A 22,677-nucleotide genomic window follows, 5' to 3' on the forward strand; every position below is an offset into this window, starting at 1 on the left:
CTACTTTTCGGAAGGAATGAGGAGGTGTCGAGTGTGTACAACGAGACCTCCTCATCGAGAATCTTGCGTCGTCTCACTACACTGTTTCCCTCTGAGTTCCTTGAAGAGCACGCCGAGGAACTCGGCGTGGTCGAACGGGAGGGGAAGCTTCAGATTCCCGTCCTCGTGTGGGCGCTTGTGTTCGGCTTCGCCGCAGGCGAGAGCCGAACACTCGCTGGATTTAGACGTAGCTACAACTCTACAGCCGATGAGACGATCTCTCCCGGTGGCTTCTATCACCGGTTGACACCGTCACTTGCAGAGTATCTCCGCGACCTCGTCGAGCGTGGTCTCGACGAGGTCGCTGTTCCCGACGCTGTTGACGGTGATATCAACCGATTCAGGGACGTGATGATCGCTGATGGAACGGTGTTGCGGTTGCACGAGTTCCTTTCCGACGAGTTCCAAGCTCGCCACGAGGAGCAGGCTGGAGCGAAGCTCCACCTGCTCCACAATGCCACCGACCAGACGATTGAACGGATCGATGTGACCGATGAAAAAGCGCACGACAGCACGCTGTTCAAGACGGGATCGTGGCTGCATGGACGGCTGGTTTTGTTCGACCTAGCGTACTTCAAGTACCGCCGCTTTGCGCTGATCGACGAGAACGACGGCTACTTCGTGAGCCGGTTGAAGCAGAACGCGAATCCGGTGATAACAGAGGAACTACGGGAATGGCGCGGGCGCGCCATTCCCTTGGAAGGAGAGAAGATCCACGACGTGGTCGGTGATCTCTCGCGGGAGTACATTGACGTAGAGGTCGAAGCGGAGTTCAAGCGGGGTCAGTACGAGGGAACACGGTCGCTAGACACGAAGCGGTTCCGCGTCGTCGGCGTCCGGGACGAGGACGCCGACGACTACCATCTGTATATCACAAATCTACCGAGAGAAGAGTTTCTCCCAGCAGATCTAGGGACGCTGTATCGGTGTCGATGGGAGGTAGAAACGCTGTTTCGTGAGTTGAAGACGCAATACGAACTAGATGAGTTCGACACGAGCAACCCTGTTGTGGTGGAGATTTTGCTGTATGCGGCGTTGCTGTCGCTGCTAGTGAGCCGTGAGTTGTTGGATCTGGTCACCGAGCAGGCTGACGACGAGATTGTGTTTCCACCGGAACGCTGGGCGGCGACCTTCCGGTCGCACGCCCAGCTTGTTCTCCACGAACTCGGTGAGTACCTCGGCTACTCACCACCACCGTTGCTGGAGCGGCTCATCGAGGATGCTCAGAAGATCCATCAACAACGACCGATCTTACAAGAGACGCTCGCTACCGCTACACAACCGAGGTGTGAGTCTTAGCTAAAGACGAATGCTCTAGACGGTAGCAGGTATGCTAAAGAACCTAGGGGAAACCAATAGGCCGCCCTCCGGCAATAACTGACAATCAAACGATGGAAGCGACGCTGAAAAGTCGATGCTGTCGGACAGGTGTCGATGGCTAACCAACAGCGGTCCGATATCCCACAAATATTGTTAGCCCTGCTTTGTCGATATCTTCGTCGACGATGGCTCGCTTGCAAGCGGTAGACGAACTCCAGCAGGCCGGTGTGTCGGTGTTCGTCTCGATGTCACCCACATTACCCCACGATGGACGAAGACGACTTTCACGAGCTACTCAGCTACTTCAGAGCGCTTGGTGAGGTTGTGGTCTTCCACGAACCAATCAATCCCCGTGGCGCGAATTTCCAGCAGTGTCTCACTGCCGCCGAGCAAGCCGGCTACGACGACGTGGTCGAAGAACTCCAGCAGATGCAGGACAGCCACCAGTACTGGGTCGAGTACGCCCTCGAACAACTGAACACGGTCCAGCAAGTCGCAACGCGCTTCGACGGGCTCGAAGTGTATTCCTGGCCAGACGATGAGCTGGTGCGCTCGACGAGCGGCCAACTTCGGTCAAAGCTCAACGCAATGCAACAGGCCGTCTCACCGGAGTCGTTTTCTGGAAAGCACTCAGGCACGTCACCGGAGCAGTCAAAATTGGCTCACGAAACTGACTCTCTCGGACATCTCATCTAACGCGCCTATGTACGGTACATACTGGGTTGCGTCACAGATGACGCCGTTACGGGCAGGGTATGTGCACGTGGCAGCGACAGTGTAATTTCCACGTGACTCACCATGTTCTAATGGGACTTACACCAAATTACGGGACGGTAATCGATTTGAAAAAGTGAGTCGATCCTTTATTTTCCCACGAATTTTCCGCCTCAAACTGTGGTTTTGACGAGGTAACCCATTACCAACGGCGGCTGGCAGCGACTGATCACCAGCATACAGGCAACGAATCCAAGAAAAAAGTACGACACCGACAATACGGAACCGTTCAACTACCCATGCTTCCTGTAGAAAATCGCCCAGAAGACGAAACCGGCGAGAAAGCCAAACGCGCCCAGCGGAAGTCGCATCCAGTCCGGGACAGGGTTTTCCAGATAGGGGCCCAAAACGGATGTCAGGTTTGAGAACCCGGCGGGACTGTACAAAAATGAGCCAGCCGTCGCAATTACTAATCCGAGCGCTGCAGTCCAAGAAATCCGGTGGGCGAAATACCGAAAGTCGAACGTGATGCCAGCAACAGTGAGAAAAAAGAATCCGATCCAGAATCGCCTGATGGCTCGAATAAGCTGGCCGTCACCGAATGCGTAGACAGCGAAGATGCTCAGCGTCGTCTGGGAGACAATTATCATAGATACAGTGATAATCAGAATCCGGTCCTTAATTTTGCTCCACACGAACCACCAAACTTTGGAAGCGGAGTCTTTGAGTGTCCCACCCAAGCTATCACTGCTGTCTTCACCAGAGAGACCGAAAAAGAAGCCGTAGACTTTCTGGATGATACGGGCGGTAATCGCCCCTTGGATCATCCGCCCTGAGACGAAAGCAAAGAAGACGAATAACAACACCATCTCCTGCTTGATGACGGATACGTAGGTCGCTCCAGCGATACTCGTCGATAGGGAAATTACGATTATGCTGCCTAGAACGGACGTGTATTGGGGGACGTGTCCTACGTATGACTCAAGATAGTGGTTGCTCATCCCAACCAACATCATATACACCCCCGTACAGATTGCGACAGTCGGAAGCCATGATGGGAGAACCTCCAGAAACGCGGTAACCTGCAGCACAACTGGTCTGATCATGTCGATTTTATAACCATCCGTATACTTACGAGGCTGAGCCCGACTGGGGCTGCAAATCCAAAGAGCGTCAGCAACCACCGTACTGGCAGCGTGAGTACTGGAAGTGTATAGAAACCGACCAGCAAAACGAGGAGTGCTACAGTGCCGAGGCGGCGTACGCCCGCCCCGAGGTCGGCGGCAGCAGTCAATAATAAAAACAGAATGGTAGCTGCAAGGATGAGCATCACAGGCCAGATCAGGGATGCAAGTTCAAGCGGGGTCATAGTGTCAGTTATTGTCATCTTCCTCGGGCCACGTCATGACAATAAGAACAGTCACTAACGAGATCCCGACGACGACAAGCATCTCTGGGCCGACTATGGCTTGAAATATTTTCATGAAGAATTCACGAAGCGAGTCTGGAGGTGGTGGTTCGGTCTGCTGTTCCGTTGTGATCTGGGGGGAGGTTGTGACTACCGCGGTTCGCGAGTCGGTCGCTGTGGTAGGTATCTCAGACTCTCTACCATCCGTTGTCCCCTCTGGAGCTATCTCCGTTGGTTCAGGCGTTGACGTGGCCGTTGGTGTGGCAGTAGGCATGACCACCGAGACATCTGCCCGCTCAGAAACTGCGGCACCGTCGGCGGTGTACGGACCATCAGCGTCCGGGAAGTCATACGCTTCGTTGTCGTTGGTGTCGAGGTGCAGCATCGCGATGGCCGTGAACTCGGTAGTCTGCCGTTGGATAGGTATTTCGATACTTTGGTGGTACCCATCGTCTAGATATTCCGAATGCCCAATGACACTCTCTCCAACCTCACCGTCCAGCATTGTACTGTCGTGAATAGCGATGAACCCGCCTTCAGATAGTCGAGCACTGTCAACGACAACCGTGTCTCCGTTCGACTGTTGCTCACTGATCGAAATGCTGCCCGAGGGCGATGAGGGCGTCGGTGTCGGAGTTGGTGTGGCAGTAGGTGTGCCCACCGATACATTTGCCCGCTCAAAAACTGCGGAACCGTTGGCGGTGTAGGGACCGTCAGCGTCCGGAAAGTCGTACGCTTCGTTGCCGTTGGTGTCGAGGTGTGGCATCGCGATAGCCGCGAAGTCCTCGTCCTGCGGCTCGTCGAGTGTGATCGTGATGTCCTCGTGGCTGCCTGCCTCAAGATACTCGGAGTTCCCGATGACGCTACTTAGAATCCCACCATCAAGGAGAGTGCTGTCGTGGATGACGATGAAGCCACCCTCGGGCAGCTGTGCGCTATCGACGACGACTTCGCTACCGTCAGATTCCTGATCGCTGATGGTCACAGTGGCCGTCCTATCTTCAACGATACGACTGCCTTTCTCGTCACTGAAGTTCTTGTCACTGTCAATATCGGGCGTCTGGGCGTTGAAGTTCGTCTCGGCGGAGTACTCGCTGAAGTCCGCTATGGCAGTGTGTGTGTCGACAAGTCTGACATCAGCTTCCGGGCGAAGGACGGACCGGTTCATTTCGCTCTCAGACTCCATCTCGATTTCGAGTTCGGAGTCAGGTGAGATGTTCGTATAGCCTCTCACTCCCTGCCAGACGGCTGTACCGGATGTAATCCGATATGGCACCTTTGTCTCGCGTTCCACTCGGGAATCAACCGGCCCGTTTGGGCCCCCCCTCGGCGAAGCTGTGGTCTTGAACGTGGAATCTTTCCCAGCGTGGATGTCTGCGTCGGAAGGCAATGTCTGGCTAGAGGCACCCGGGATAACGGTAAGCGCCGCAAGTAAGAGAACAAAAAGTGCAAAAATCCAACATTTACGCATACACAATTAACAATAGTCATTCTGTTATAACAATTCCTGTTAAGTTCAGTCGAGTTGATTAAAATTAAGTATCAAGTAGTATATCAGGGCGGACGCCTGTCTGACGCACATATTTGTATCACCGATATGTATACAGTATCTGTATATGGCATCAGTACAACGGGCGGCAACATACGTCGAAAAGGGAGGCGTTGGGAAGACAACCAGCGCCGCCCACATCGCCGTTGCCGCACACAACATGGGCCACGAGGTGCTTCTGGTCGACCTCGCCGGAACACAGAACGACCTCGCGACACACTTCGGGCTCTCCATCGTCGACGAAGAGACGGCCGACGACGGCGTCTCGATCGACGCCCCGATCTCGGCTGTCTTCGGTGACGACTGGGCGTTCCTCCGAGACAACATCGATGACCTTCTGGACCGGATGACGTTCCCGACCGACGAGGGCCCGGACCTCATCCCAGCTGACCCAGGCCTGGGTGGCGCGGACAACAATCTCGCGAACGTCCCCCTCGAAGAGCGCTACCAGAAACTCGATGGGTTCGTCGAGGACCTCGTCGCCGAACAATACGACCTCGTCATCTTCGACCTCCCAGGCAAAGAGGACAACATCGCACTCAACGGCCTCTTCGCTGCTCGGAACGTCGTCGCTCCGCTGAAGCCTGGTGCCTTCGAGCGTGACCAACTCCAGAAACTGGATGCGACGCTGGAGGAAATCAGTGCGGACCTCAACGTCGACCTCGGCCTGGCGTTGATCATCCCGACGATAATCAGTAGTCAGGAGACCCTCTCAGAGTCGTTCGTCGAGTATGTGACAGAGGAGTATCCGGAAATCGTCGGCGAACCAGTCACGAAGACCGCCGACATAGGGAATAACCAGAACGCGGGCCGGACGCTCTTCGCCGTCCCTGACGACGAACTCTATGCGACCGGGAAGCGAGCCCGTGAGGCGTACAGTGCGAACACCGAACAGTTGCTGAGCAGACTCACAGACCGATGAGCGACACTACAGACGACCGCGACCCAGAGGAACTACTCGAACAGTCGAAAGAACAGAAACGCCATCGAAGCGAGGCACAGCAGCAAGACACTGAGCCCGACGCGTCGTCGTTAGAGGAGTACATCGCCGACGTCTACGAAGAACTCGATGCTGGCGAAGTACCGACGAACCTCACCATGCGAGATCAGAACCTCGCAGCGTTGATCCGTGGCCTCGACGAGGCTGGGCAACTCGATGCTGTCGGGGCCGATGTTCGCGAGTACCTCGACAGAGATGCCACCGACTCGGAGAGTCGCGGGTCAGTCCTGGGACTGCTCGTCCGGGCAGGACTTGCGGAGGTCCGGCCTGATCTCATCGAGGCCGGCGAAGACGGCTACAAGACCTTCACCGAACGGCAAGAGACACAGTTCTGAGTCGCCGTTTCTACATCACGGATCAGTCATCTGTATGTGCGTGCAGGCCCACATATCGTGTATCTGTATATTGTATCTAGATTTTGTATCCAGATATGCAATCTGTCTCTAGTCTACAGATATTCGATATAGCAACATAGAGTTTACCGGCTCAACGGCTGTGAGTCAGCAGTCACCGTGGGTCATGCCGTCGAATCGTCCACGCCGACGAAGCCGCTGGCCACGTCGACGTCGACCACGCCGTCGAAGTCACAGTGTGGACACGTGATCGACAGCCCGTTGACGGCCCCCACTGCACCACCCTGAACAATCCCATGGCAGATTGCTTTTGAACACGAGGGGCACGTGACCGACTCGAGCGCGACGGGTTTCTCGTGGCGCAGACAGTCCTTACAGCCCGAGTATGTGGGCCGGACGGTGTTGGAACGGACAACGCGATACGAAGCCCCAGGGTTGCCGCCGCCACAGGCCGGCCGTGCTTCACCGAACGCAGCTGCCTGTGGGTCCGGGAAATGGTAGCGGTCTGCGCCGCCGGTGACGACCACCCACGGAACATCCTGGGTGAGTATCTCGACATCGTGAACCTCGAACACCTGGCCGTCCTCAGTCCAGTCTTCGGTCGCAAGCACATGGATCGACGCCGTGTAGCGGTCCGGATACGCGACGAGTTCCAGGCCGAACACCGACGCCCCACAGGACAGTCGGCACACGCGCTTGGACTCGCGAGCGTCGCTCGGGTCCTCAATGGACCGGTCGACGACATCGGTGACATCCCAGGTTCGAGAGTCACCATTGACGACGAGGACATCACCGTCCTCGATGCGCTGGATTGTGTCCACAAGCGCCGGGTCCACGCCAGCGTCGACGGTCGCAGCTGCGTCGGTCGCTTCCATCAGTCATCACCGGGCACCGTGTCGGGATGGGCGTTCCAGAGCCGGCGGGCAGGGCCGTTTTTGGGTGGCGTTTCGTAGTCGATGTCGTGGCGGTCCAGCACTCGATAGATGGAGCGCTTCGAGACATCGTGTGCGGTGGCGAGGTCGACAACGGTGAAGCCGGCCTCAAGGGCCGCTTCGAGATACGGTGCCGACGTATAGGCGTCCGCCGAGAACTCATCCAGGTCGAGTGCGGCGACGATGTCGGCCTGGTAGTCCTGCATCGTGGTCCGTGAATCGGGGTCAGTCATAGCCGTATATGTCAAGATGACTAGCCGGATTTCCTAGAGTGTTTCGGCGAAAAGCTGAGCGATCAATAGAGCAGTCTATTCAATAAGCTATAGATTTCCACACCACCATATTTGCCCACCGCTTTGCGCTGAGTAGCAGTCGGCGAGTTAATCGACTGTATCGCCCTCATTACGTTTGGTTAGATCACAGCAGAGAACGTATAGATAAGTTTATTTCTGACTCGAAGTGAATTATACCCTACCCGAATGGTCCATCAGTGGCAGTGTCGGGAGTGTAAGTTCACAGTCTGGTCGTCGAAGCAGTCAGAACTCGTAGATGCAGTAAAATCCCACTTACTCTCCCATTACAAATACACCGTTGAATCGGACGAGTTCAGCCTCAGGTGGGACTGCCCGTACTGCAACCAGACCAGTCAGAGCTACGACGCCGACGAGGGGCTTGCCAAATTCAAAAATCACCTGTTCAAACACGTCTCCGCACTCATCGACTCTGGTGTTCATGTGGCCGACCGGATTGATCGGGTCGGTAATATCCTGATTCTCTCACCACTAGAAACTGCAGGCGCCGACAACGCCCGCGTGCATTTCACATCGCCGGCAGACGTCGCAGTTTTTGTCACTAATAACCCAGCAGAGCGCGTTCGATTTCTTGACAACGCGCTTCAATCCTGGCCAGCCTGGACGACGATCCTCACGACCAAAGCACAGCCGTTTGCCGATGTTACGGATATTGATCTGGAGGCGGCTCCACTTGACATCGCTATCTTGGATAAGGGAGTAAGCATGACCGAACTTGGTGAGACGCTCGTTCGTGTCTTGGACGAACAACAAACAAGCAACTCGCGACTAACCGTTGGATTTGATATTCTCAGCGAACTACTTCGTTTATTCGACACTGAGACGGCATTCAAGTTCGTTCACGTCTTAAACTCTCGGCTGGCAAACATGGATGCGCTCACCCACTATTACCTGAATCCGAACGCACAGCCCGAATCAGAAATCAACGTACTCAAGGAACTGTTCGACCTGCAGATTCGGGCAAAGGGTTCACGATTTAGGACCGTATAAGAGGTGCAGTCAGTCACGCGAACTGTGCTGGTTCGTGTAGTCGGCCGGACTGTCGACATATGTATAGTCGACACCCGTTGTCACAAGTTCTCCCGAGGAGCCGTCGCATATCTCATCAAGAACTGCTTGAGCGCGGCTCCGTGCCTCTTCGGATCCACGTTCACGGCTAAGATACACCCGAAGGCGCTTCTCTAACTCGGGACTCCGTAGCTCTGGGAGCACTGCTTCGGCTAGCTGTGCGGTTTCCTCGTCGGGCTTGTCTATAGCCGGGAGCAGGCAGTCAATCACTTCGGATCGATATCGGTCACCAGTAATGCGGCTCAACAACCAAATCGCTGTCTGCCGGTACCGCCGCCGTGTCCCGTCTGCAGCGATATCAAGTAGCGCCGGCACTGTTGCCTGGATATCTGCTCGAGCCAGTTCGTCGACAACGGTCCCGCAAATGAGTTCGAGTTCCTCTGTGGAGGCCGTCGTGAGTAACTCCAGCAGGGAGAGCATCGCTGCCCGCTGGACCGTCGTTGAGTCGTCATCAAGGGCATCAACAAGGACCACGACAGGTTTTACCGACCCAAACTGTCCGAGTTCATCGACCGCAATGAGCCGAAGCCCCTCCTCGTCTGCCTGGGTTACGGGAACCAACTCTGCAAGCGCGCGGTCCGTGCCGATGGCCCCCAGTGCGTTAGCGGCAGCTTCCCGCACTTGCTGTCGACCATCTGAAAGGCGCTCACTTAGTGGTGGGACGACTCGCGGATCTGACAGTCGCCCACACGCCTGCGCAGCCCGGGTTCGAACGCGAGGGCCGGGTCAGTTAACGCCCTAACCAGGTCCGGGACAGCCGCCGTCGCACCACGTTCGCCAAGTGCCGTCGCCGCGACCATCCGGAACTCAAGGTGGTCAGCTGAGAGCCACTCGGTTAGCAGTGTTGTCGCGGTTCGCTCAGTTGCCTCTGAGCCTCCCATCTCAGCGATTTCTGCGACCAGATAGTCGAACGCGTCCTCGCCACGCTGATACAACGCGTCGATCGCAGCCGCTCGAACGCTGTCGTCTTCATCCGTTTTAATAGCGCTGACCAGTGCTTTGACAGCCTGGCGTCGCTCGTTGGGATCCGAGATTTCTGCAATGTTCCCCAGCATTGTGGCCGCTCGTCGTCGGACGTAGGTCTTCTTGCTCCGTTTTAGGTGTGCGATGAGCTTCTGAACTTCTGATTCCCGTTCAAGTTTATACAGGAACGTCTCGTTATCACCCGGTTCGTCGTTGAACACCCATGCAGCCTCCGGTTGATATTAGTAACTTCGTCATGGTTCTGTTTAGTGTTAAACATATTGTGAGGGTGTCATAGAACTCTTCTCACACCGTGATGATTGTGCTTCCCGGATTGTCTCCGCGTTCGTAGTTGGTGATTGCGACGACGAGACGAAGACACAGGGCGATAAATACCTGTGCTCGTGCGTGGACGCGGCCTCGGGCGAACGCACGCCCGAGGCCGCAGTCCTTCACTGATTCGTTGGTTCGCTCGACTCCAGTTCGGCGGTTGTACGTCTCGTCCAAGGTTGATTGCTTCAGCTGAACGTCCTCGCTGTGTTCCTCAATACGGTCTTCGACCCTGTACTCGATGTCTTTCGGATCGTCGGTGTTTCGCGCGTTGTACGGGGCGACTGGCACGACCCCTGCAGCCAGCAGGTGGTCGTGCCAGTCGAGTGTGTCGTAGGCGCTGTCACCGATCATCCAGATCGTGTGGCGACGGCGAGCGCGTCACATGTGACGCGCATCGCCGTCTCTTCTGGCGCTTGCTTACTCTCTGTGAACTCCGCCGCAATCGGGATCTTTTGTCCGGTCGAGACGATCGTGCAGCCGTAGCCGTAGTAGTACTCGTCGTCGGTTGGATCATAGCATTTCGACGCGTCTTGATCGGCGGGCATCGCCCTCACGTCAGTTGAATCGATACAGTAGGTCAAGTCGAGCAGGCCGCGGCGGGCGGCCTGCTCAACGAACCGGTCGAATACGTCGTCGACGACGTGTTCAAGATCGGTGAGAAAGCGATCAACCGCATCTCTGGACGGCGGTGAATCAAAGCCACAGCCAAGCCAGACAACCGTGTTGTGCAGCTCTCTTGCAACAGGACGAATCCCGTAGATGTCTTTGTAATAGCAGTGGAGGAAGCCACGCATCAGCTCTGGGGGTTCGTGCTCTCGTGTTCGCCCCGTCTCCGTCGGGCGAACACGTCGAACTCTTCGAGAAACTCGAAGGAAAGGTGCTCAAACAACGCAAGCGTCTCTGTCTCCACGACATTAAAGAACGACTCTACCGAAGGATCATTTTGCAGGGTCGCTGAGTCCATACCACCTCAGCATTCACCCTGCTCTTTGGTGTGGTAACTGTTCTATGACACCCTCATATTGTCGCAATACTGGTCCGGCATGACCGCTGGTCGATCCAGCGTCACTATCCGACAACCTCCCGATGATTGACGCCGTCGAAACAGAGTCAAACGAGCAGATTTATCTCTGGAAGGAAGGTGATGAGTAAAGACAGTATGAGGTACGAAAAGATTGTTGTGAGGGAAGCTGGCGGCCTCGGTTCAACCACTGATTCGGAACCGCCGGACATCCGCGATGAGAGCGACCACGGTCAGAAAATGGACCTCAAGACACCAGCCTGGGACGCAGTGCGAGCAAATATCAATCCAGGCGAATATGAGCCAAAGACTCACGTCGCAACGATTCACTATGATCTCGACGAGTGGGATTTTGTTATTGAATATTTGGTTGAGGTAGATAGAGAGCGCGCGTAACTTATTCACTTTTCGAGGCGTGTTACGGCGTCCAACGAACGTCGTGGTTAATTCCAAATCCCGACGTTAGCGTAATTACGACTTGTCCGATAAGTCGCGGTTTGGTCACTACATCGTACTGCGAATCTGTTCGGCTAGAAATTCGTACTGTTCAGCAGTTGCCTCCTTTTTTACATAGCCTGTGGGACCGACGGCGATAGCACTACCAATAATCGTCTCACGGTCCTGCGAAGTGAAGAAAACAACCGGGAGTTGTGGATACTTTATCCGAATCATTTGTAGAAATTCAAGTCCATCTACTCTGGGCATATCGAAGTCTGAAATGACACAGTCTGGCTTGTCGTTGTCGATTATTTCTAGAGCCTCGGTGGCACCAGAAGCTACGACGACACTGAACTGCTCGTCTTCGCGTTCAAGAAATTCCACAGTGAGGTCCTGAAAGTCCGGTTCATCATCAACATGGAGGACTTGGATTGCCTCTTGAACACTACTCGACATATTTAGCTATTTTATGACATTTGCAAAAACGACATGGGCACAATTATCATATTTGATAGCTAGCGCGGACTTTGCGCCGTGCGCGGCCCACGGATGTCACTGCCAGTAAGGTGTCACAGAACAGTTCGCAAGGTGATTATTTTCAGAACTGTCAAAAAGAACCGCCTATTCAGTACGTAAACATACCGAGCGGCCATATCTCAAAGACACGCCTAAGATAATGAGTAACGACTTGTTATATAAGCCATAACAAAACACTCCAGATTTTCATATGGAATATGGTGTGTAGCACCGGCAGACACCCAGTTAGTAGCGGAGAGTTAATTAATCGTAACTGAGTTTTTGAAAGAGCGTGTTGAGGCACAGTAGTCTCCAGAAGCCGGCGTCGTGGGCAACGTCAGGCGAGTGCACCACATCGCTCGCGAGTACCACGGCTGGGATCTACCAGACGAAAGTGAGCTCCGTCACCAAGCGATGGAGGGCGATGCGTGATGTCCAGTTGACTCATCCAACCATATGACCTGCAGAACCGACGAGTGCGACGCGCCGATCGTCTACGCCGAGCGCATCGCGTCTGTCGACGGAGCGTACGGGCCCTGCATGGCTGTCGGGCGTCACGCCGGCGTCTGTTCCAGTGGTCATCTCTCTGTCTGGGACGTCGCTGAGGCCTGAGTGCTGTCGGTCGCGTACTCACCCGTATTTTGTGTCCCCCGATGGGGTGAGGGGTTTCCCGAACATGAGCACCGAACAGCAGTCCGTCGACGAACAGTCTCCAAGCACCGAAGCCGACGACCGACCAGACATTCGTGCCCAACACCGACAGGCACAGACGAGTGGCGAGGTGTTTCAGGGGCGTCCCCGAGGTGAGAGATAGATGTGTTGTCCCGACTGCCGCCGGCCACGGTCGGCGTCGGCGTGTGTCGACAAGCGTTACTACGTCAACGGGCAAGCCCATGACCCGATCCCGTGGGGCGAGGGGAGCCAGTATCTCACGTACAAGCTGCAAGTCCTCCAGAGCAACGAACGGGCCGTTACCGTCGACCTCGAACGGTGGCGCGACCAGTCGTGTCCTGCGTGTGGCGTCGAGCACGGCGAGATACATCATCGGTTGTGCGACTACGAGGAGTGCCCCGCGTGTGGCGAGCTGTTGCTACTGTGCTCTTGTGTCGTCGAGATTGAAGTCTTCACAACATCCGGCGTGAAGGGTCGTCTCAAGCAGTCCCTCGCTCGCCTCCTATAAGCAAGACGCCAGCTTCTAGAGCGGGCTCGATGTCAGACCGGCTTCGTGTGGCGTACTTTTGTGTGCGCCGACGAGGGTGCCGGCGTCGCACTGACTGCAGTGCGTGGAGCGCCGGCAGGTCACGATATACCAATGCATATGCTCATCTACGCGCTCGTTGAGGCATCGACAGCAGACGCAGCACTCGCCGCTGGCAAAGGCGTTTTCGACAACTTGGTCGGCGTCGACAGGCACTCAAACGCAGTGTTCGACTACTACGTCACGTTCGACGAGAGTTCCACTGTCGCAGGCCAATCCCGGTGGGGCGAGCGTCCGACCGCAGCCCCGGTCGACTCCGAGGCCGGCCAAGAACTCCTTGGGGATGGCTGGGAGACAACGAAGTCAGCGTTCGAGCGTAATCTCCAGACGGTCAAAGATGCCCTCGACGAGCTTTCAGACGAGGAGATTATGCGCGACAAAGACCTCGCTCGATGTGCGTTCCAGAGAGTCGGAGCCGCCAAGGGTCCAGAGATTGCACTGTACGAGGAACACGGATGCGGGATTCGCGATCGGACGCAGCTTGACCGGCTTCTGGACGAGAGTGATAACCTCTGGATCGTCCCCGCCGACGTCCACTTCTGAGGGAGAGCTGCGGCAGTCAGTTTTCGTCGAACCCGATTTTGTGTGTTCCTGGCTGGTGAAGAACACGAATGTCGGAGACTCCTGATTCATGCCCGAGAAAGGATTGTGACGCAAACATCGTCAAGACCGAGACTGTCGACGTCGAGGCAGACCCACGCGCTCGTGACCCGCGTACCGAGCCTGTCGTCACCTGCGCGGAGGGCCACCAGCGAGTTATGTAGAATCGCTGGTCTGCGTTTCCGGGGAGTGACGACGCGCACGTCGGGGTCGCGCGCGGTTGGAGAGCGAGAGGGACACGACTGCACTGGCGCTGGCAGTCGGTCCCTCTCAGCGTGGGGCAGACGGCCGGGCGAAACAGAGGTATGACTGGTGGATAGCAGCGTGGGGCTGGCAGGCGGGCTGAGAGAGCGAGAGACGAGTGTGCGTCGGCGTGGGACTGACGGCCAGAGACGGGTGGTTGGCTGGGGTGTCGTCTGACCACCGGGCAGCCGCCGCTGGGCGGCACGCTCGCTCTTGCCGGAGCCGGTGCGTGGACCGATGGCCGGCGGAGAGGGTGCGAGTGGCATGTGTCTCGTGTGTAGCGAGCAGGGGATTCTGGAACTGCTTGGCCTGGAGGCGAGTCGTGTGGCACTCGTGACGGTGTCGGGGGAGGCAGCACTTCGGATGGCGGGACTTGAGGGACTGCTGGTGGCGGGACTCGGTACGCTGACGTCGGCGGCACGACTGACTTCGACGGGACTTCTGGGACTGGCGGCACCACTCCAAACGGTATCGCGACGACGGACTCGGTGTCGGACCAGCACACCTTGAAAGCCCCACGCCGCTGGCGGTCGCTCAGCGACATATCCTCACTCCGTTCGGATAGGGGTCGCTGACCCGACTACAACAAGCGCCAGCGGCGTGCCCCTTTCAGTCCCACCCGACTGCTACGGCACAACACAGCAGAATCGAACGCACGCGTCGGAGTCGCGCGCGATCCGGCTGAGGAACCCGCGCGGCCGGCGCTCCCTCGCCGGAACGAGGACGCTCCTTGCAGTCGCTGTGTTCCGGGCTGCTCACTTCGTTGCGCTGCCGGGCTTTCACCCATCCGGCACTCGCTTGGCCGCGCGGGATGCTGGCTCACCGCAACCGCACACGATGGGACCGCCCGCCGGGGTGTCAACCACCGACAGTCTTTATATACTATTCTCCCTCGAAACGCGAAACACAAGACGCCGCTTAGAAACCACTCAGACACCCGAATATTGCACTTGAAACAACCCAAATGGTCCGTTACCTTTAACTAGCCGGCACCCATGCCATTAAGTACGGAAAGACACGACGCACGCGGCGCTGGCAGGGCAGTTCACGCCGCAGAAATCGGGTGTAGCAGCACCCGACAAGTGTCTTTCCGTGGTGTCAGAAAGACAATGTACGCTAGCAATTCCAGCGGTAAGAAAGCATCGGCAAGCAACCAGACGGTTTCCCTTTCGGCCCACGTCGAGGGTGGCCCCGAACAGCTTCTAGAGGCGGTTGCAGAGACCGAACACGGCGACGAACTCGATTTCAGGATGAATCGGGGTAGCGATAGCCGTGGTAACTTCTACGCCCGGCAGGAGGAGGCATATGATTGGACCCGCTCGACCGAGGTTGGTCCGGACCGGCGCTTTGGCGAAACGCTGGAACAGCAGGAAGAACGCCACGGACGCGAAGCCGAGCAAGCCCGACACTCCGAGGTCGCACGCGCCCACGTCGACGGTGCCGACCGCGAAGCCTCGGCTCGCCAGCTCACCGACGCGGAAACCGGACGGGCTGACGGGTTCCGTTCCCCGGCTGACCCCCGGCAGTGGATGGACCGCGACACGCTGGCGCGAGTCAACCAGCAGGCCGCGACGCTGGCAGACAAAACCAGTCTGTCACGAGCGGCAGCAGGCCGCCGACTCGCGGCCCTTGTGTCCGGGCAGATGGGCGACTGTAACAGCCTGTATGAGGCTTCCTTTACGGTCTTGGACGAGGCCCAGAACGAACTGGCAACTCCCACGCCTATCGCGGATGTCTCGCCCTACGGCTACGAGTGTACGGTCGAGGGCGAAGTGACCCACATCATCGCGGAGCCAGACGCACGGAACCAGTACCAAGTCCTCTATATCGAGGACGACGAGGGCACGAGCGCGAAGGTCACGGTCTGGGGCAAGTCCATGCATGGCGGCGAGATGGTGCGCACGCTCCGCGAGGGCGACAGAGTTCGGATTTCCGGAGGCAAGCCCGACGACTACAACGGTATCAAGACGGTGGCCGTCACGAGCGACACGCTCATGTGCATCATCGAGCGCGGCGACGGTCCCGCGCCCACCGGACACGGGGGCGGCTCGTTCGGTTCGTCCGGCGATAGTCGAACGGCGGCGTCGTGGGAGGCCGAGTCAGACACCCATCAGTGGGCCAACGAGCGGGATTCTGACCGCGCGGTCGCCGTGACGCTCGGCAAGGCCCGCTGTCCTGAACCCGGATGTTCGGACCTGTTCGACACTGAGCATGGGGCCGCCACTCATCAGGGCATGGTCCACTCAGACGACGAGGCTGAGAACGAAGGTGATGGGCCGGTGACGGTCTTCACCTCGACCTACCGGGATGTGAAGAACGGACAGACGGCCGACTGACGCCCGACACCGGGGGCGTCCCCCACCGAGCGGGGGGCTTCCTCGGGCGGTGCGACGGTGCTCGCGCACGCGGCCTCGCCGCCGCCTCCGGCACAGCGGGCGGCGGCGAGACAACCGCGCGCACGGACTGGTACGCCACCGCACCAGCGCGTCAACGTGGGTCAGTCTGGTGGGGGCTGTGAGAGAGCCGATGTTCTGGTGTGTGCGTGGACGTGGGCCAGCCGGCCCAGGAGCAACTGGGGCTGGGTGGTTGATGGGTCGCGACAGCGCGCGACGCCGACGGGACGCTCCGCTCGGCGCTCTCGCGCGCCTCGCGGCGGTCCATCGTGCCTGCGGTAGCGGGCGCGATCCCGGCCCGCCGCCGGGAAGTGGACGGGAACCGCTCTTGCCGGTGAGTGGGGGAATCTTCGTCTTAACCAACAAAGTCGGCGCACTCTGGGGAGCTGTTGGTTAGTTGCTTTCTGGGCCCGGCGTCTCGGGCGGAAACACCTCGATTTTGTGTGGCCGCAGGCGGGTGGCGGCCAATTGGGGCCGTCGGTCAGAACCATGAACTGGGAGTGTCCAGACTGCGAGAGAGAGTTTGAGACGTACAGAGAAGCAGACAGTCACGGTCACCAGACCTTCACAGAAGACGACGCCGAGGTCGTATTCGACATTGCACTGCCCCCGACGCATCCGAAGGTCACTGCCTCACTGTCACGGCGGCTCAAATTCCGCCTCAAGCAACTCCTTCGGTGAGCACGGGCGACTCAGTTTCTGGTCCCGGTATCCCGGGCGGAACATCTCGATTTTGTGTGGCTGCAGGCGGGTGGCGGCCAGACAGGGCCGCTGGGAGGTGATATCTCAAATGGGTGACGTCCAGTGTCCACGCTGTGAGGAAGTCTTCAATACCCGGTACAACCCCGTGCGGTTTCGCGCCGGGTCCTTCTACGACCCAGAGCGCGATGAAGAGTACGAGCAGGTCTGTGAGGACTGCCATCGAGAACTGACAGACAAGTAAATCAGTCGTCTACTCCCCAATTTTTTCTGGTACTGGATCGGGTATCGTTCCGAGTTCCATCTTCAGGAGGCGTTCTGCTTCATCAGTGTGGGTATCCTCTTCGATCAGGAAGGCTTCGACGGTTTCCCGATCACTGTGATACTGGATTGCTGTCTCGTATCCATACCGGGTGTTTACGCCTGGTGCTGAGCCGTGCTTGACACGCACCAGAAACTCGCGATCCTCCCATGTTTTGATTTTCACTGACAGCGGTGCATCGAGTTCTCGGCGGGCGATGTCGATCACTTCGTCGACGACCGGCCCGATCGTTTCCATGCTCGGAATCTGACGCTGGTCGGATGGCTGTTGCTCTGGAGAAAAGTGTGGCTGTGACATGAGAACGATGCGATTCAGACTTGCCCGTCATCGCTCAAAAAGCTCCGGGTTGGGCTGGCTCCCCCAGCTGGCACACGTCGAGATACCGATTCCACGGAGTGTCGGATGTAGCGCAGGCGTGGGTCTGCCGGCCGGGGCGCAACTGGGCTGGATGGCTGGTGGAGTGTCCCAGCGCGCGACGCCACTGACAGACTCGCGATGCTCGTCTGTCCTGTCCTCGTTCACTCTCACTCACTCGGACGACGGGGCGCTGCGCTCGGCGCGGTCGCGCGCCTCACGCCGGTCCAATCGTGCCTGCAGTAGCGGGCGCGATCCCCGCCGGGAATCGGACAGTCCCCCAGCTGAATGCCACACTGAATTACGGTATTTGGAGAGTGCGAAAACAAGGCGTGTTGTACTTGTTGGGTTTCAGATACAAACCACCGGACATGATGGTGTGGTCGCCGACCGGTGAGCGACAAGGTGTGCGCCACGAGGGGCCGAAGCGAGCGAGGGTCGAGCGTGGGTCTGCCAGCACTGGCTCAACTCGAGTGTGGTCGTGATCGGCGTGGCCCTGGACGTCGGTGGCCGACGACGTGCTTGGGGCAGTGGACTCACATGGCGCTCGGTGGGACTGGCCTGCCGTGTGCAGTCCCGGTCGGACTCTGGGGAGTGAGGTGAGACATATCTGTTCCCCAATAGGTTTGAGTACAGGTGGCCTGAGCGGATTCGTACCCCTGTTTGTGTCGGGTCTATCGACCCGCTCTCCCACTGTTAGATTGCCTATGCATTTCTCGCAAAAATCGCTCTCAGAACGCCCCGCAAAGCACGGCAAGTTAAAGGACCAATTATTCGGTGAATCACACCCGCCACGTATTGCGATTTTGTACGAATCAGTCACTTAGCTAATAGATTCAGATAGGAGCAAAACCGATTCCGTCTGGCGATTTCACCCAGAATCAGTTAGCTGGAGAGACTTTACTGGATATCTGATAATGGCTCTATTGAGGGGCTACAGCCAAAGGACTCTATCAGTCAACAACCAAAGGGAGATCAAGAGATTATCCGCAAAAGTATAGAATTTCTTAGATGGTATCGTTACTCTGTAGAGAGGCAGTCACATGAACCCAGCCGGGTCGTGCCCCTTCTCTTCTGACTCTGTTTTGTCTTGCTCATCAGTCTCAGTAGCGTCTGATTCTGAGGCCGATTCAGCATCTCCTTTCTCAGCGGCTTCCGTCTCATCAGTGGTGGGGTTCGGTGACTCGTCAGAGGAGAAGTCACCGCTGTTGTCGTCGGACTGCTGGTCGTGATCGCCACCGTCGTACTCACATTCTTCATCTGATAGGTTCGGGTGGTCTGTGTCCGGGGACGTGACGGCAGTGTTTGCTGTTGTCTGGTCAAGTGGGTCGGTCGACTCGTCGTCGCCCAACCCGTCTGTCGCGTCGACGGTCGGCTCGACTTCGGCGTCACGATCCGGGCCACTCTCTTTGGACTCATCGTCGTCGTCCTCACCAAGTGACCCATAGAGCACATCATCAAGTCGGGCCCGAGTGAACGAGAACCAGCTGTCACTCTCTATGTCGGTGTCATCCTCAGAGGGTTCCGGTTCTGAACTGCCCGGCGACTCCGCACCCTGCGCCGGGAGGCTATCGCGAACATCAGCCAGTTCATAAGACTGCCCGTGGACCCACGTCGTCCGAGAGACGGCAACGCACTCGCCGGGCTGGAAGTCTCGAAGCAAGCCAGACGTGACCGGTGTTTTGTCCTTCTCTTTGTACGTGTCCCGAGCCTGCGTTCGCGGGTTTTCGCCGCGCCCCTGGTGGCTCATCGACACCATTTCGGAGCGGTCATACTGCCGACTCTCGCCGAGTTCGTCGAGGATGAAGTCCGTCGACTCGCTGTCACCCGGACCGAAGTAAACGCCTTGCGGGCAGTTGCCGACAATCCCAGAGATTGTACTGTACGTGTCCTTGAGCTGGCCGATTGTCTGGACGCCGACCAGTGCCCGAGCCTTGTGTTTCCGGCCTCGCGCCGTAAGATTCGTTACCTGAGTGAGCGCCGGCAGCGCATCAATCTCGTCGAGGATATGGACTGTCGGGTTCGAGGCATTCATCGCGTAGCGGATCGACCAGTCTACGAGCAGTTGGTACATCGGCCCGAGCGTTTCCAGTTCCGTTGGGTTCGAGTCAATGATGAGGACCCGGCCTTCCGGGTTCTCGATGTACTCTTGCAGGGAGAACTCCCCGTAGTCCCCGAAGTCACCGGTGAAGACGGGATCGACGTTCTCCTTGATAGTCTGGTAGACGTTCTGTGCGCCTTTGCCCTTGTCAGGGTCGATATGACCTGAGTCCAGCCGGTCGAACTCGTCAAGGGCTTTCTTGAGCGCGATATGGCCCTCGTTGAGTAGTGAGACGATATCGGCATGACAGAGCGCGTGACGGCGATTGTTCTTTTGTGCGCTGAGATGCAGGTACATCAGCATCTCCGCGAAAGTCTGTTTTGCGGGCCGATGGAACGGGTCGTGGCCGTCGGCTTCGCCGAAGATCGCGCCGGCGACCTCGCGGAAGTCCGACTCCGAATCGGCGTCCTTGAACAGATTCCAGACCACATCGCTATCTTCGTGGCGGATGCGCTGAACCTCAAAGCCCAGCTCCGAATAGAACTCTTGGAAGTCCTCGCCAGTATCGTGAGCGATGACTGCCGTGTTACTGTAGTACGGGAACTGGTAGGCCAGTAGTTTCATCATCGACGTCTTGCCCGACCCAGTCTCGCCCACGACGGCTGTAGAGACATCTTGATCGAGCGTGAACGGCATTTCGGCCTCTTCGTGTTCGTGAGAGACTTCTTCGAGCGGGACAACGGACTCTCCGTCGTCGTGGTCCCACTGGTTCATCGCGAGCATTTCCGGCGAGGTCCGGCGGAGTAGTTCCCCTGAGAACACGATACCGATTGAGATGGCATACAGGATCACCGTGGTCGAGTACGAGACCATCGGCAGTGACAGGCCGGGCACGGTGAAGTCAGCGAACAGTGTCCCCACTGAGATAGCAGCCAGAACGTGTGCGAACGGGAACAACAGCGCTGCGCTGGGTGTCTGGACAAGCACGTCATAGAAGAACGCCGTGCTGATGAGTCCGAACCCGAGGTAGATGTAGCGCCACGCCCAGAACCGCTTCGGAAGGACCTTGTCACTATCGACGATCATCGGTGGGAAAAGCAGCATGAACCCGGCCCAGACGAACCCGACGACGTTGTCGTACTTGAGGCTATTCGGGACTTCGCCAGAGCGTTGTCCCGGTGGTGCAGAGGAACTAGAACTCACTGCCACCACCCGACTTCGCGTTCGGGTTCCTGCTCGCGTTCAATATCAACTTCGGGTTCGCGTTCAGTTGCCGCCTGTTCTTCGGCTCTCTCCGCAGCACGTTCTGAGAGTGGCTCAGTTTGGCGCTCATCGCTCGCTTTCTCAGCCGTGTGTCCGACGTCTTTCTGCTGGCTCTTCTCAGTCGCCCGCTTGAGGGCTTTTTGTGCTTCGGGGTTCAGCGACAGTTCTGCCTCGTGGTACTGCTCCCGAGCTTCTTCATCCACGACCCGGCCAATGTCCTCCGGAGCATCGCGAGGGGCAGCCGTTGGGTCGCGTGTTCGAGCGGGTTCTTCAAATACGACCGCTGCTTGTTCGCGCATCTGTCGGATATCTTCGCGATCCATCTCCAGCTCTGCTGGTTCCCCAGTTGCCGCGACGTGTGCGTGTGGGAACTCCGTATTCTGGTGGACACCGTATACGTAGTCAGTTGTCGGCTGCCGGGCGAACTCGCGGTTCATAAGTTCCCGAGTGTTGGCATTCACCTCTTCTGGTGAGTATTCTCCAGTGGGGTCAGGAGAGACGATCAGATGCCGCTGAAATCCGAATTCTCGACTCTTGTCGACGAACCGATTCACCTCTGGGTCGGACAGTTCTCGCCCGGCCGGATTCCGTAGGTCAACTGTCGCGCCGGCGTCCTGGTCCCGGTCGCGCCGGATGTAATCAACGAGATTCCCTGCTCCATTCCGCTGATAATCCGTTGGCAGTATCATGCACCGTCACCCCCAGCATTAGTCGCCACCGAGGACTCACGACCCTGTTCTCCTGAGTCTGTGTCACCCTCGCTTGTTGCCTCTGTAGCTGGCTCCCGTCCAATGCGGTCGGTCGCAAACTTCATCGCTAATCTGAGATGTGCATCATCGTGGTCCTCCTGCAGTAGTTTCCAGATAGCGATGGTGTATGCTGTCCGGACCTTCTGGACCGTCTTCAGTTCCTCCAGCGTCTCGGCTTTGAACTCGTCTAGCTCAGCCGTGATATCACTCCGAATATTCTCCATGACGAGTTCGAGTTGCGTATCAGTCCCGTACCTCTCAAACTGGGTTTCACCAGTTTCGCGGTCAATATACTCTTCAACGAGACTGTGGCCGATATCCGAGATCGTCTTGCCCTCTATTTCAGCCCGCTCTTTGATCCATTCCTTGTTTTCGCTGGTCGTGTATATCTGAAGAACTTCATCTCGCTCTGTCATCAGTCATCACCTCCGCCAACTTTCTCTACTTGCTCCTGCAGTTTCTCTGGGGCTTCCTCCATTGCGGCAGCCCGAGTATCAGCATCATACTTACTCGAAATCAACTCCCACAATGCCACAGTGTGACACAGTTCTTGATCTGTGTCGATATCCGTTGCAGCGCTCACTTCGCCAGTGACGCTATCAGCAAGGTCTTGCAGTTCATCTGCAACCCCTAGTTCGTTAGCACGTTGCTCCTGCAGTTCACGAGATATACGCTGTTCTGCCGCTTTAAGCAGGAACTGAGTTACCGTTTCGTCGTTCTTCTCAGCTTGCGTTACAATCTGTTTCTTTTTCTCTGCGCTCATCGAGAATGTGATACTTTCATCCATGTG

25 protein-coding genes and 4 pseudogenes are annotated in these 22,677 nt (G+C 57.3%); 14 read left to right on the plus strand and 15 right to left on the minus strand.

Going from position 1 to position 22,677, the window contains the following annotated elements:
- The first annotated feature begins 63 nt into the window (after positions 1-63).
- Both Har1131_RS18450 and Har1131_RS18455 read left to right on the plus strand, forming a co-directional pair.
- Positions 64-1,338 (plus strand): IS4 family transposase, encoded by a 1,275-nt coding sequence (locus Har1131_RS18450; RefSeq protein WP_151147453.1) that lies wholly within the window; start codon positions 64-66, stop codon positions 1,336-1,338.
- 206 nt (positions 1,339-1,544) lie between these two features.
- Positions 1,545-2,055: pseudogene (locus tag Har1131_RS18455) on the plus strand (radical SAM domain-containing protein).
- A gap of 311 nt (positions 2,056-2,366) precedes the next feature.
- On the opposite strand, the gene Har1131_RS18460 reads toward Har1131_RS18455, so the two are convergent.
- From Har1131_RS18460 to Har1131_RS22790, 3 genes are read right to left on the minus strand one after another with little or no spacing between them, the layout of a single operon-like run.
- On the minus strand, positions 2,367-3,164 hold the full coding sequence (locus Har1131_RS18460; protein WP_151148077.1) for a hypothetical protein: 798 nt from the start codon (positions 3,162-3,164) through the stop codon (positions 2,367-2,369).
- Positions 3,165-3,175: 11 nt separating this feature from the next.
- A complete protein-coding gene (locus Har1131_RS18465; protein ID WP_151147845.1) occupies positions 3,176-3,460 on the minus strand; it encodes a hypothetical protein in 285 nt (94 codons plus the stop codon).
- Complete coding sequence (locus tag Har1131_RS22790) at positions 3,447-4,952, minus strand: hypothetical protein (RefSeq protein WP_191907507.1); 1,506 nt, start codon at positions 4,950-4,952, stop codon at positions 3,447-3,449. The genes Har1131_RS18465 and Har1131_RS22790 overlap by 14 nt, the downstream gene beginning before the upstream one ends.
- Before the next feature lie 145 nt (positions 4,953-5,097).
- Here Har1131_RS22790 and Har1131_RS18475 point away from each other — a divergent pair, with 145 nt between their 5' ends.
- On the plus strand, positions 5,098-5,952 hold the full coding sequence (locus Har1131_RS18475) for a ParA family protein (RefSeq protein ID WP_151147849.1): 855 nt from the start codon (positions 5,098-5,100) through the stop codon (positions 5,950-5,952).
- Complete coding sequence (locus Har1131_RS18480; RefSeq protein ID WP_151147852.1) at positions 5,949-6,365, plus strand: hypothetical protein; 417 nt, start codon at positions 5,949-5,951, stop codon at positions 6,363-6,365. Before Har1131_RS18475 ends, Har1131_RS18480 begins: the two co-directional genes overlap by 4 nt.
- A 182-nt stretch (positions 6,366-6,547) precedes the next feature.
- Here Har1131_RS18480 and Har1131_RS18485 read toward each other — a convergent pair whose 3' ends face one another.
- Together Har1131_RS18485 and Har1131_RS18490 are read right to left on the minus strand one after the other, a co-directional pair.
- On the minus strand, positions 6,548-7,258 hold the full coding sequence (locus Har1131_RS18485; protein WP_151147855.1) for a hypothetical protein: 711 nt from the start codon (positions 7,256-7,258) through the stop codon (positions 6,548-6,550).
- Positions 7,258-7,548 (minus strand): hypothetical protein, encoded by a 291-nt coding sequence (locus Har1131_RS18490; protein ID WP_151147859.1) that lies wholly within the window; start codon positions 7,546-7,548, stop codon positions 7,258-7,260. The genes Har1131_RS18485 and Har1131_RS18490 overlap by 1 nt, the downstream gene beginning before the upstream one ends.
- A gap of 246 nt (positions 7,549-7,794) precedes the next feature.
- Here Har1131_RS18490 and Har1131_RS18495 point away from each other — a divergent pair, with 246 nt between their 5' ends.
- Positions 7,795-8,616: a hypothetical protein gene (locus Har1131_RS18495; protein ID WP_151147862.1), complete on the plus strand. Its 822-nt coding sequence runs from the start codon at positions 7,795-7,797 to the stop codon at positions 8,614-8,616.
- Positions 8,617-8,625: 9 nt separating this feature from the next.
- Here Har1131_RS18495 and Har1131_RS22290 read toward each other — a convergent pair whose 3' ends face one another.
- The 4 genes and pseudogenes from Har1131_RS22290 to Har1131_RS18505 form a co-directional block, all read right to left on the minus strand.
- Entirely contained in the window at positions 8,626-9,282 is a 657-nt protein-coding gene (locus Har1131_RS22290; protein ID WP_394349423.1) for a HEAT repeat domain-containing protein, read from the minus strand.
- Positions 9,280-9,354 (minus strand): annotated as a pseudogene (locus Har1131_RS22915) (HEAT repeat domain-containing protein); the annotation flags it as partial. The gene Har1131_RS22290 and the pseudogene Har1131_RS22915, both read right to left, overlap by 3 nt.
- A 101-nt stretch (positions 9,355-9,455) precedes the next feature.
- Positions 9,456-9,878: pseudogene (locus tag Har1131_RS22295) on the minus strand (HEAT repeat domain-containing protein); the annotation flags it as partial.
- Positions 9,879-9,963: 85 nt separating this feature from the next.
- Positions 9,964-10,954: pseudogene (locus tag Har1131_RS18505) on the minus strand (transposase).
- A gap of 195 nt (positions 10,955-11,149) precedes the next feature.
- Between Har1131_RS18505 and Har1131_RS18510 the strand changes: the two are divergent.
- Complete coding sequence (locus Har1131_RS18510) at positions 11,150-11,407, plus strand: hypothetical protein (protein WP_225308170.1); 258 nt, start codon at positions 11,150-11,152, stop codon at positions 11,405-11,407.
- Between the two features lie 108 nt (positions 11,408-11,515).
- On the opposite strand, the gene Har1131_RS18515 is transcribed toward Har1131_RS18510, so the two are convergent.
- Positions 11,516-11,905 carry a response regulator gene (locus tag Har1131_RS18515; RefSeq protein ID WP_004966322.1) on the minus strand — a complete coding sequence of 130 codons (390 nt, stop codon included), beginning with the start codon at positions 11,903-11,905 and terminating at the stop codon, positions 11,516-11,518.
- Between the two features lie 516 nt (positions 11,906-12,421).
- Between Har1131_RS18515 and Har1131_RS21950 the strand changes: the two genes are divergently transcribed.
- From Har1131_RS21950 to Har1131_RS21960, 8 genes are all read left to right on the plus strand, one after another.
- A complete protein-coding gene (locus Har1131_RS21950; protein WP_191907508.1) occupies positions 12,422-12,577 on the plus strand; it encodes a hypothetical protein in 156 nt (51 codons plus the stop codon).
- Between the two features lie 64 nt (positions 12,578-12,641).
- Complete coding sequence (locus Har1131_RS21955; RefSeq protein WP_004966779.1) at positions 12,642-12,779, plus strand: hypothetical protein; 138 nt, start codon at positions 12,642-12,644, stop codon at positions 12,777-12,779.
- Positions 12,780-13,145, plus strand: coding sequence for a hypothetical protein (locus Har1131_RS18520; RefSeq protein ID WP_151147870.1), 366 nt, complete (start codon positions 12,780-12,782; stop codon positions 13,143-13,145). It begins immediately after the preceding gene.
- A gap of 132 nt (positions 13,146-13,277) precedes the next feature.
- Positions 13,278-13,766 (plus strand): hypothetical protein, encoded by a 489-nt coding sequence (locus Har1131_RS18525; protein ID WP_151147872.1) that lies wholly within the window; start codon positions 13,278-13,280, stop codon positions 13,764-13,766.
- 473 nt (positions 13,767-14,239) lie between these two features.
- A complete protein-coding gene (locus Har1131_RS22795; RefSeq protein ID WP_370455101.1) occupies positions 14,240-14,347 on the plus strand; it encodes a hypothetical protein in 108 nt (35 codons plus the stop codon).
- Positions 14,304-14,576 (plus strand): hypothetical protein, encoded by a 273-nt coding sequence (locus Har1131_RS18530; RefSeq protein WP_151147874.1) that lies wholly within the window; start codon positions 14,304-14,306, stop codon positions 14,574-14,576. The genes Har1131_RS22795 and Har1131_RS18530 overlap by 44 nt, the downstream gene beginning before the upstream one ends.
- 599 nt (positions 14,577-15,175) lie before the next feature.
- Positions 15,176-16,402 (plus strand): SOSS complex subunit B family protein, encoded by a 1,227-nt coding sequence (locus Har1131_RS18535; RefSeq protein ID WP_151147876.1) that lies wholly within the window; start codon positions 15,176-15,178, stop codon positions 16,400-16,402.
- Positions 16,403-17,249: 847 nt separating this feature from the next.
- Positions 17,250-17,402, plus strand: a complete 153-nt coding sequence (locus tag Har1131_RS21960; protein ID WP_023842963.1) for a hypothetical protein — start codon at positions 17,250-17,252, stop codon at positions 17,400-17,402.
- A 9-nt stretch (positions 17,403-17,411) separates the two neighbouring features.
- Here Har1131_RS21960 and Har1131_RS18550 read toward each other — a convergent pair whose 3' ends face one another.
- The 5 genes from Har1131_RS18550 to Har1131_RS18570 all read right to left on the minus strand — a co-directional run bounded on the left by Har1131_RS18550 (position 17,412) and on the right by Har1131_RS18570 (position 22,674).
- Positions 17,412-17,717 carry a hypothetical protein gene (locus Har1131_RS18550; protein WP_064287844.1) on the minus strand — a complete coding sequence of 102 codons (306 nt, stop codon included), beginning with the start codon at positions 17,715-17,717 and terminating at the stop codon, positions 17,412-17,414.
- A 1,156-nt stretch (positions 17,718-18,873) separates the two neighbouring features.
- Positions 18,874-21,078: a type IV secretory system conjugative DNA transfer family protein gene (locus tag Har1131_RS18555; protein WP_151147880.1), complete on the minus strand. Its 2,205-nt coding sequence runs from the start codon at positions 21,076-21,078 to the stop codon at positions 18,874-18,876.
- Positions 21,075-21,827: a relaxase/mobilization nuclease domain-containing protein gene (locus Har1131_RS18560; RefSeq protein ID WP_151147882.1), complete on the minus strand. Its 753-nt coding sequence runs from the start codon at positions 21,825-21,827 to the stop codon at positions 21,075-21,077. Before Har1131_RS18560 ends, Har1131_RS18555 begins: the two co-directional genes overlap by 4 nt.
- Positions 21,824-22,303: a hypothetical protein gene (locus tag Har1131_RS18565; protein WP_151147884.1), complete on the minus strand. Its 480-nt coding sequence runs from the start codon at positions 22,301-22,303 to the stop codon at positions 21,824-21,826. The genes Har1131_RS18560 and Har1131_RS18565 overlap by 4 nt, the downstream gene beginning before the upstream one ends.
- On the minus strand, positions 22,303-22,674 hold the full coding sequence (locus tag Har1131_RS18570; RefSeq protein ID WP_151147886.1) for a hypothetical protein: 372 nt from the start codon (positions 22,672-22,674) through the stop codon (positions 22,303-22,305). Before Har1131_RS18570 ends, Har1131_RS18565 begins: the two co-directional genes overlap by 1 nt.
- Between the last annotated feature and the right edge of the window lie 3 nt (positions 22,675-22,677).

This window comes from Haloarcula sp. CBA1131 (assembly GCF_008728975.1).
Lineage (GTDB): Archaea > Halobacteriota > Halobacteria > Halobacteriales > Haloarculaceae > Haloarcula > Haloarcula hispanica.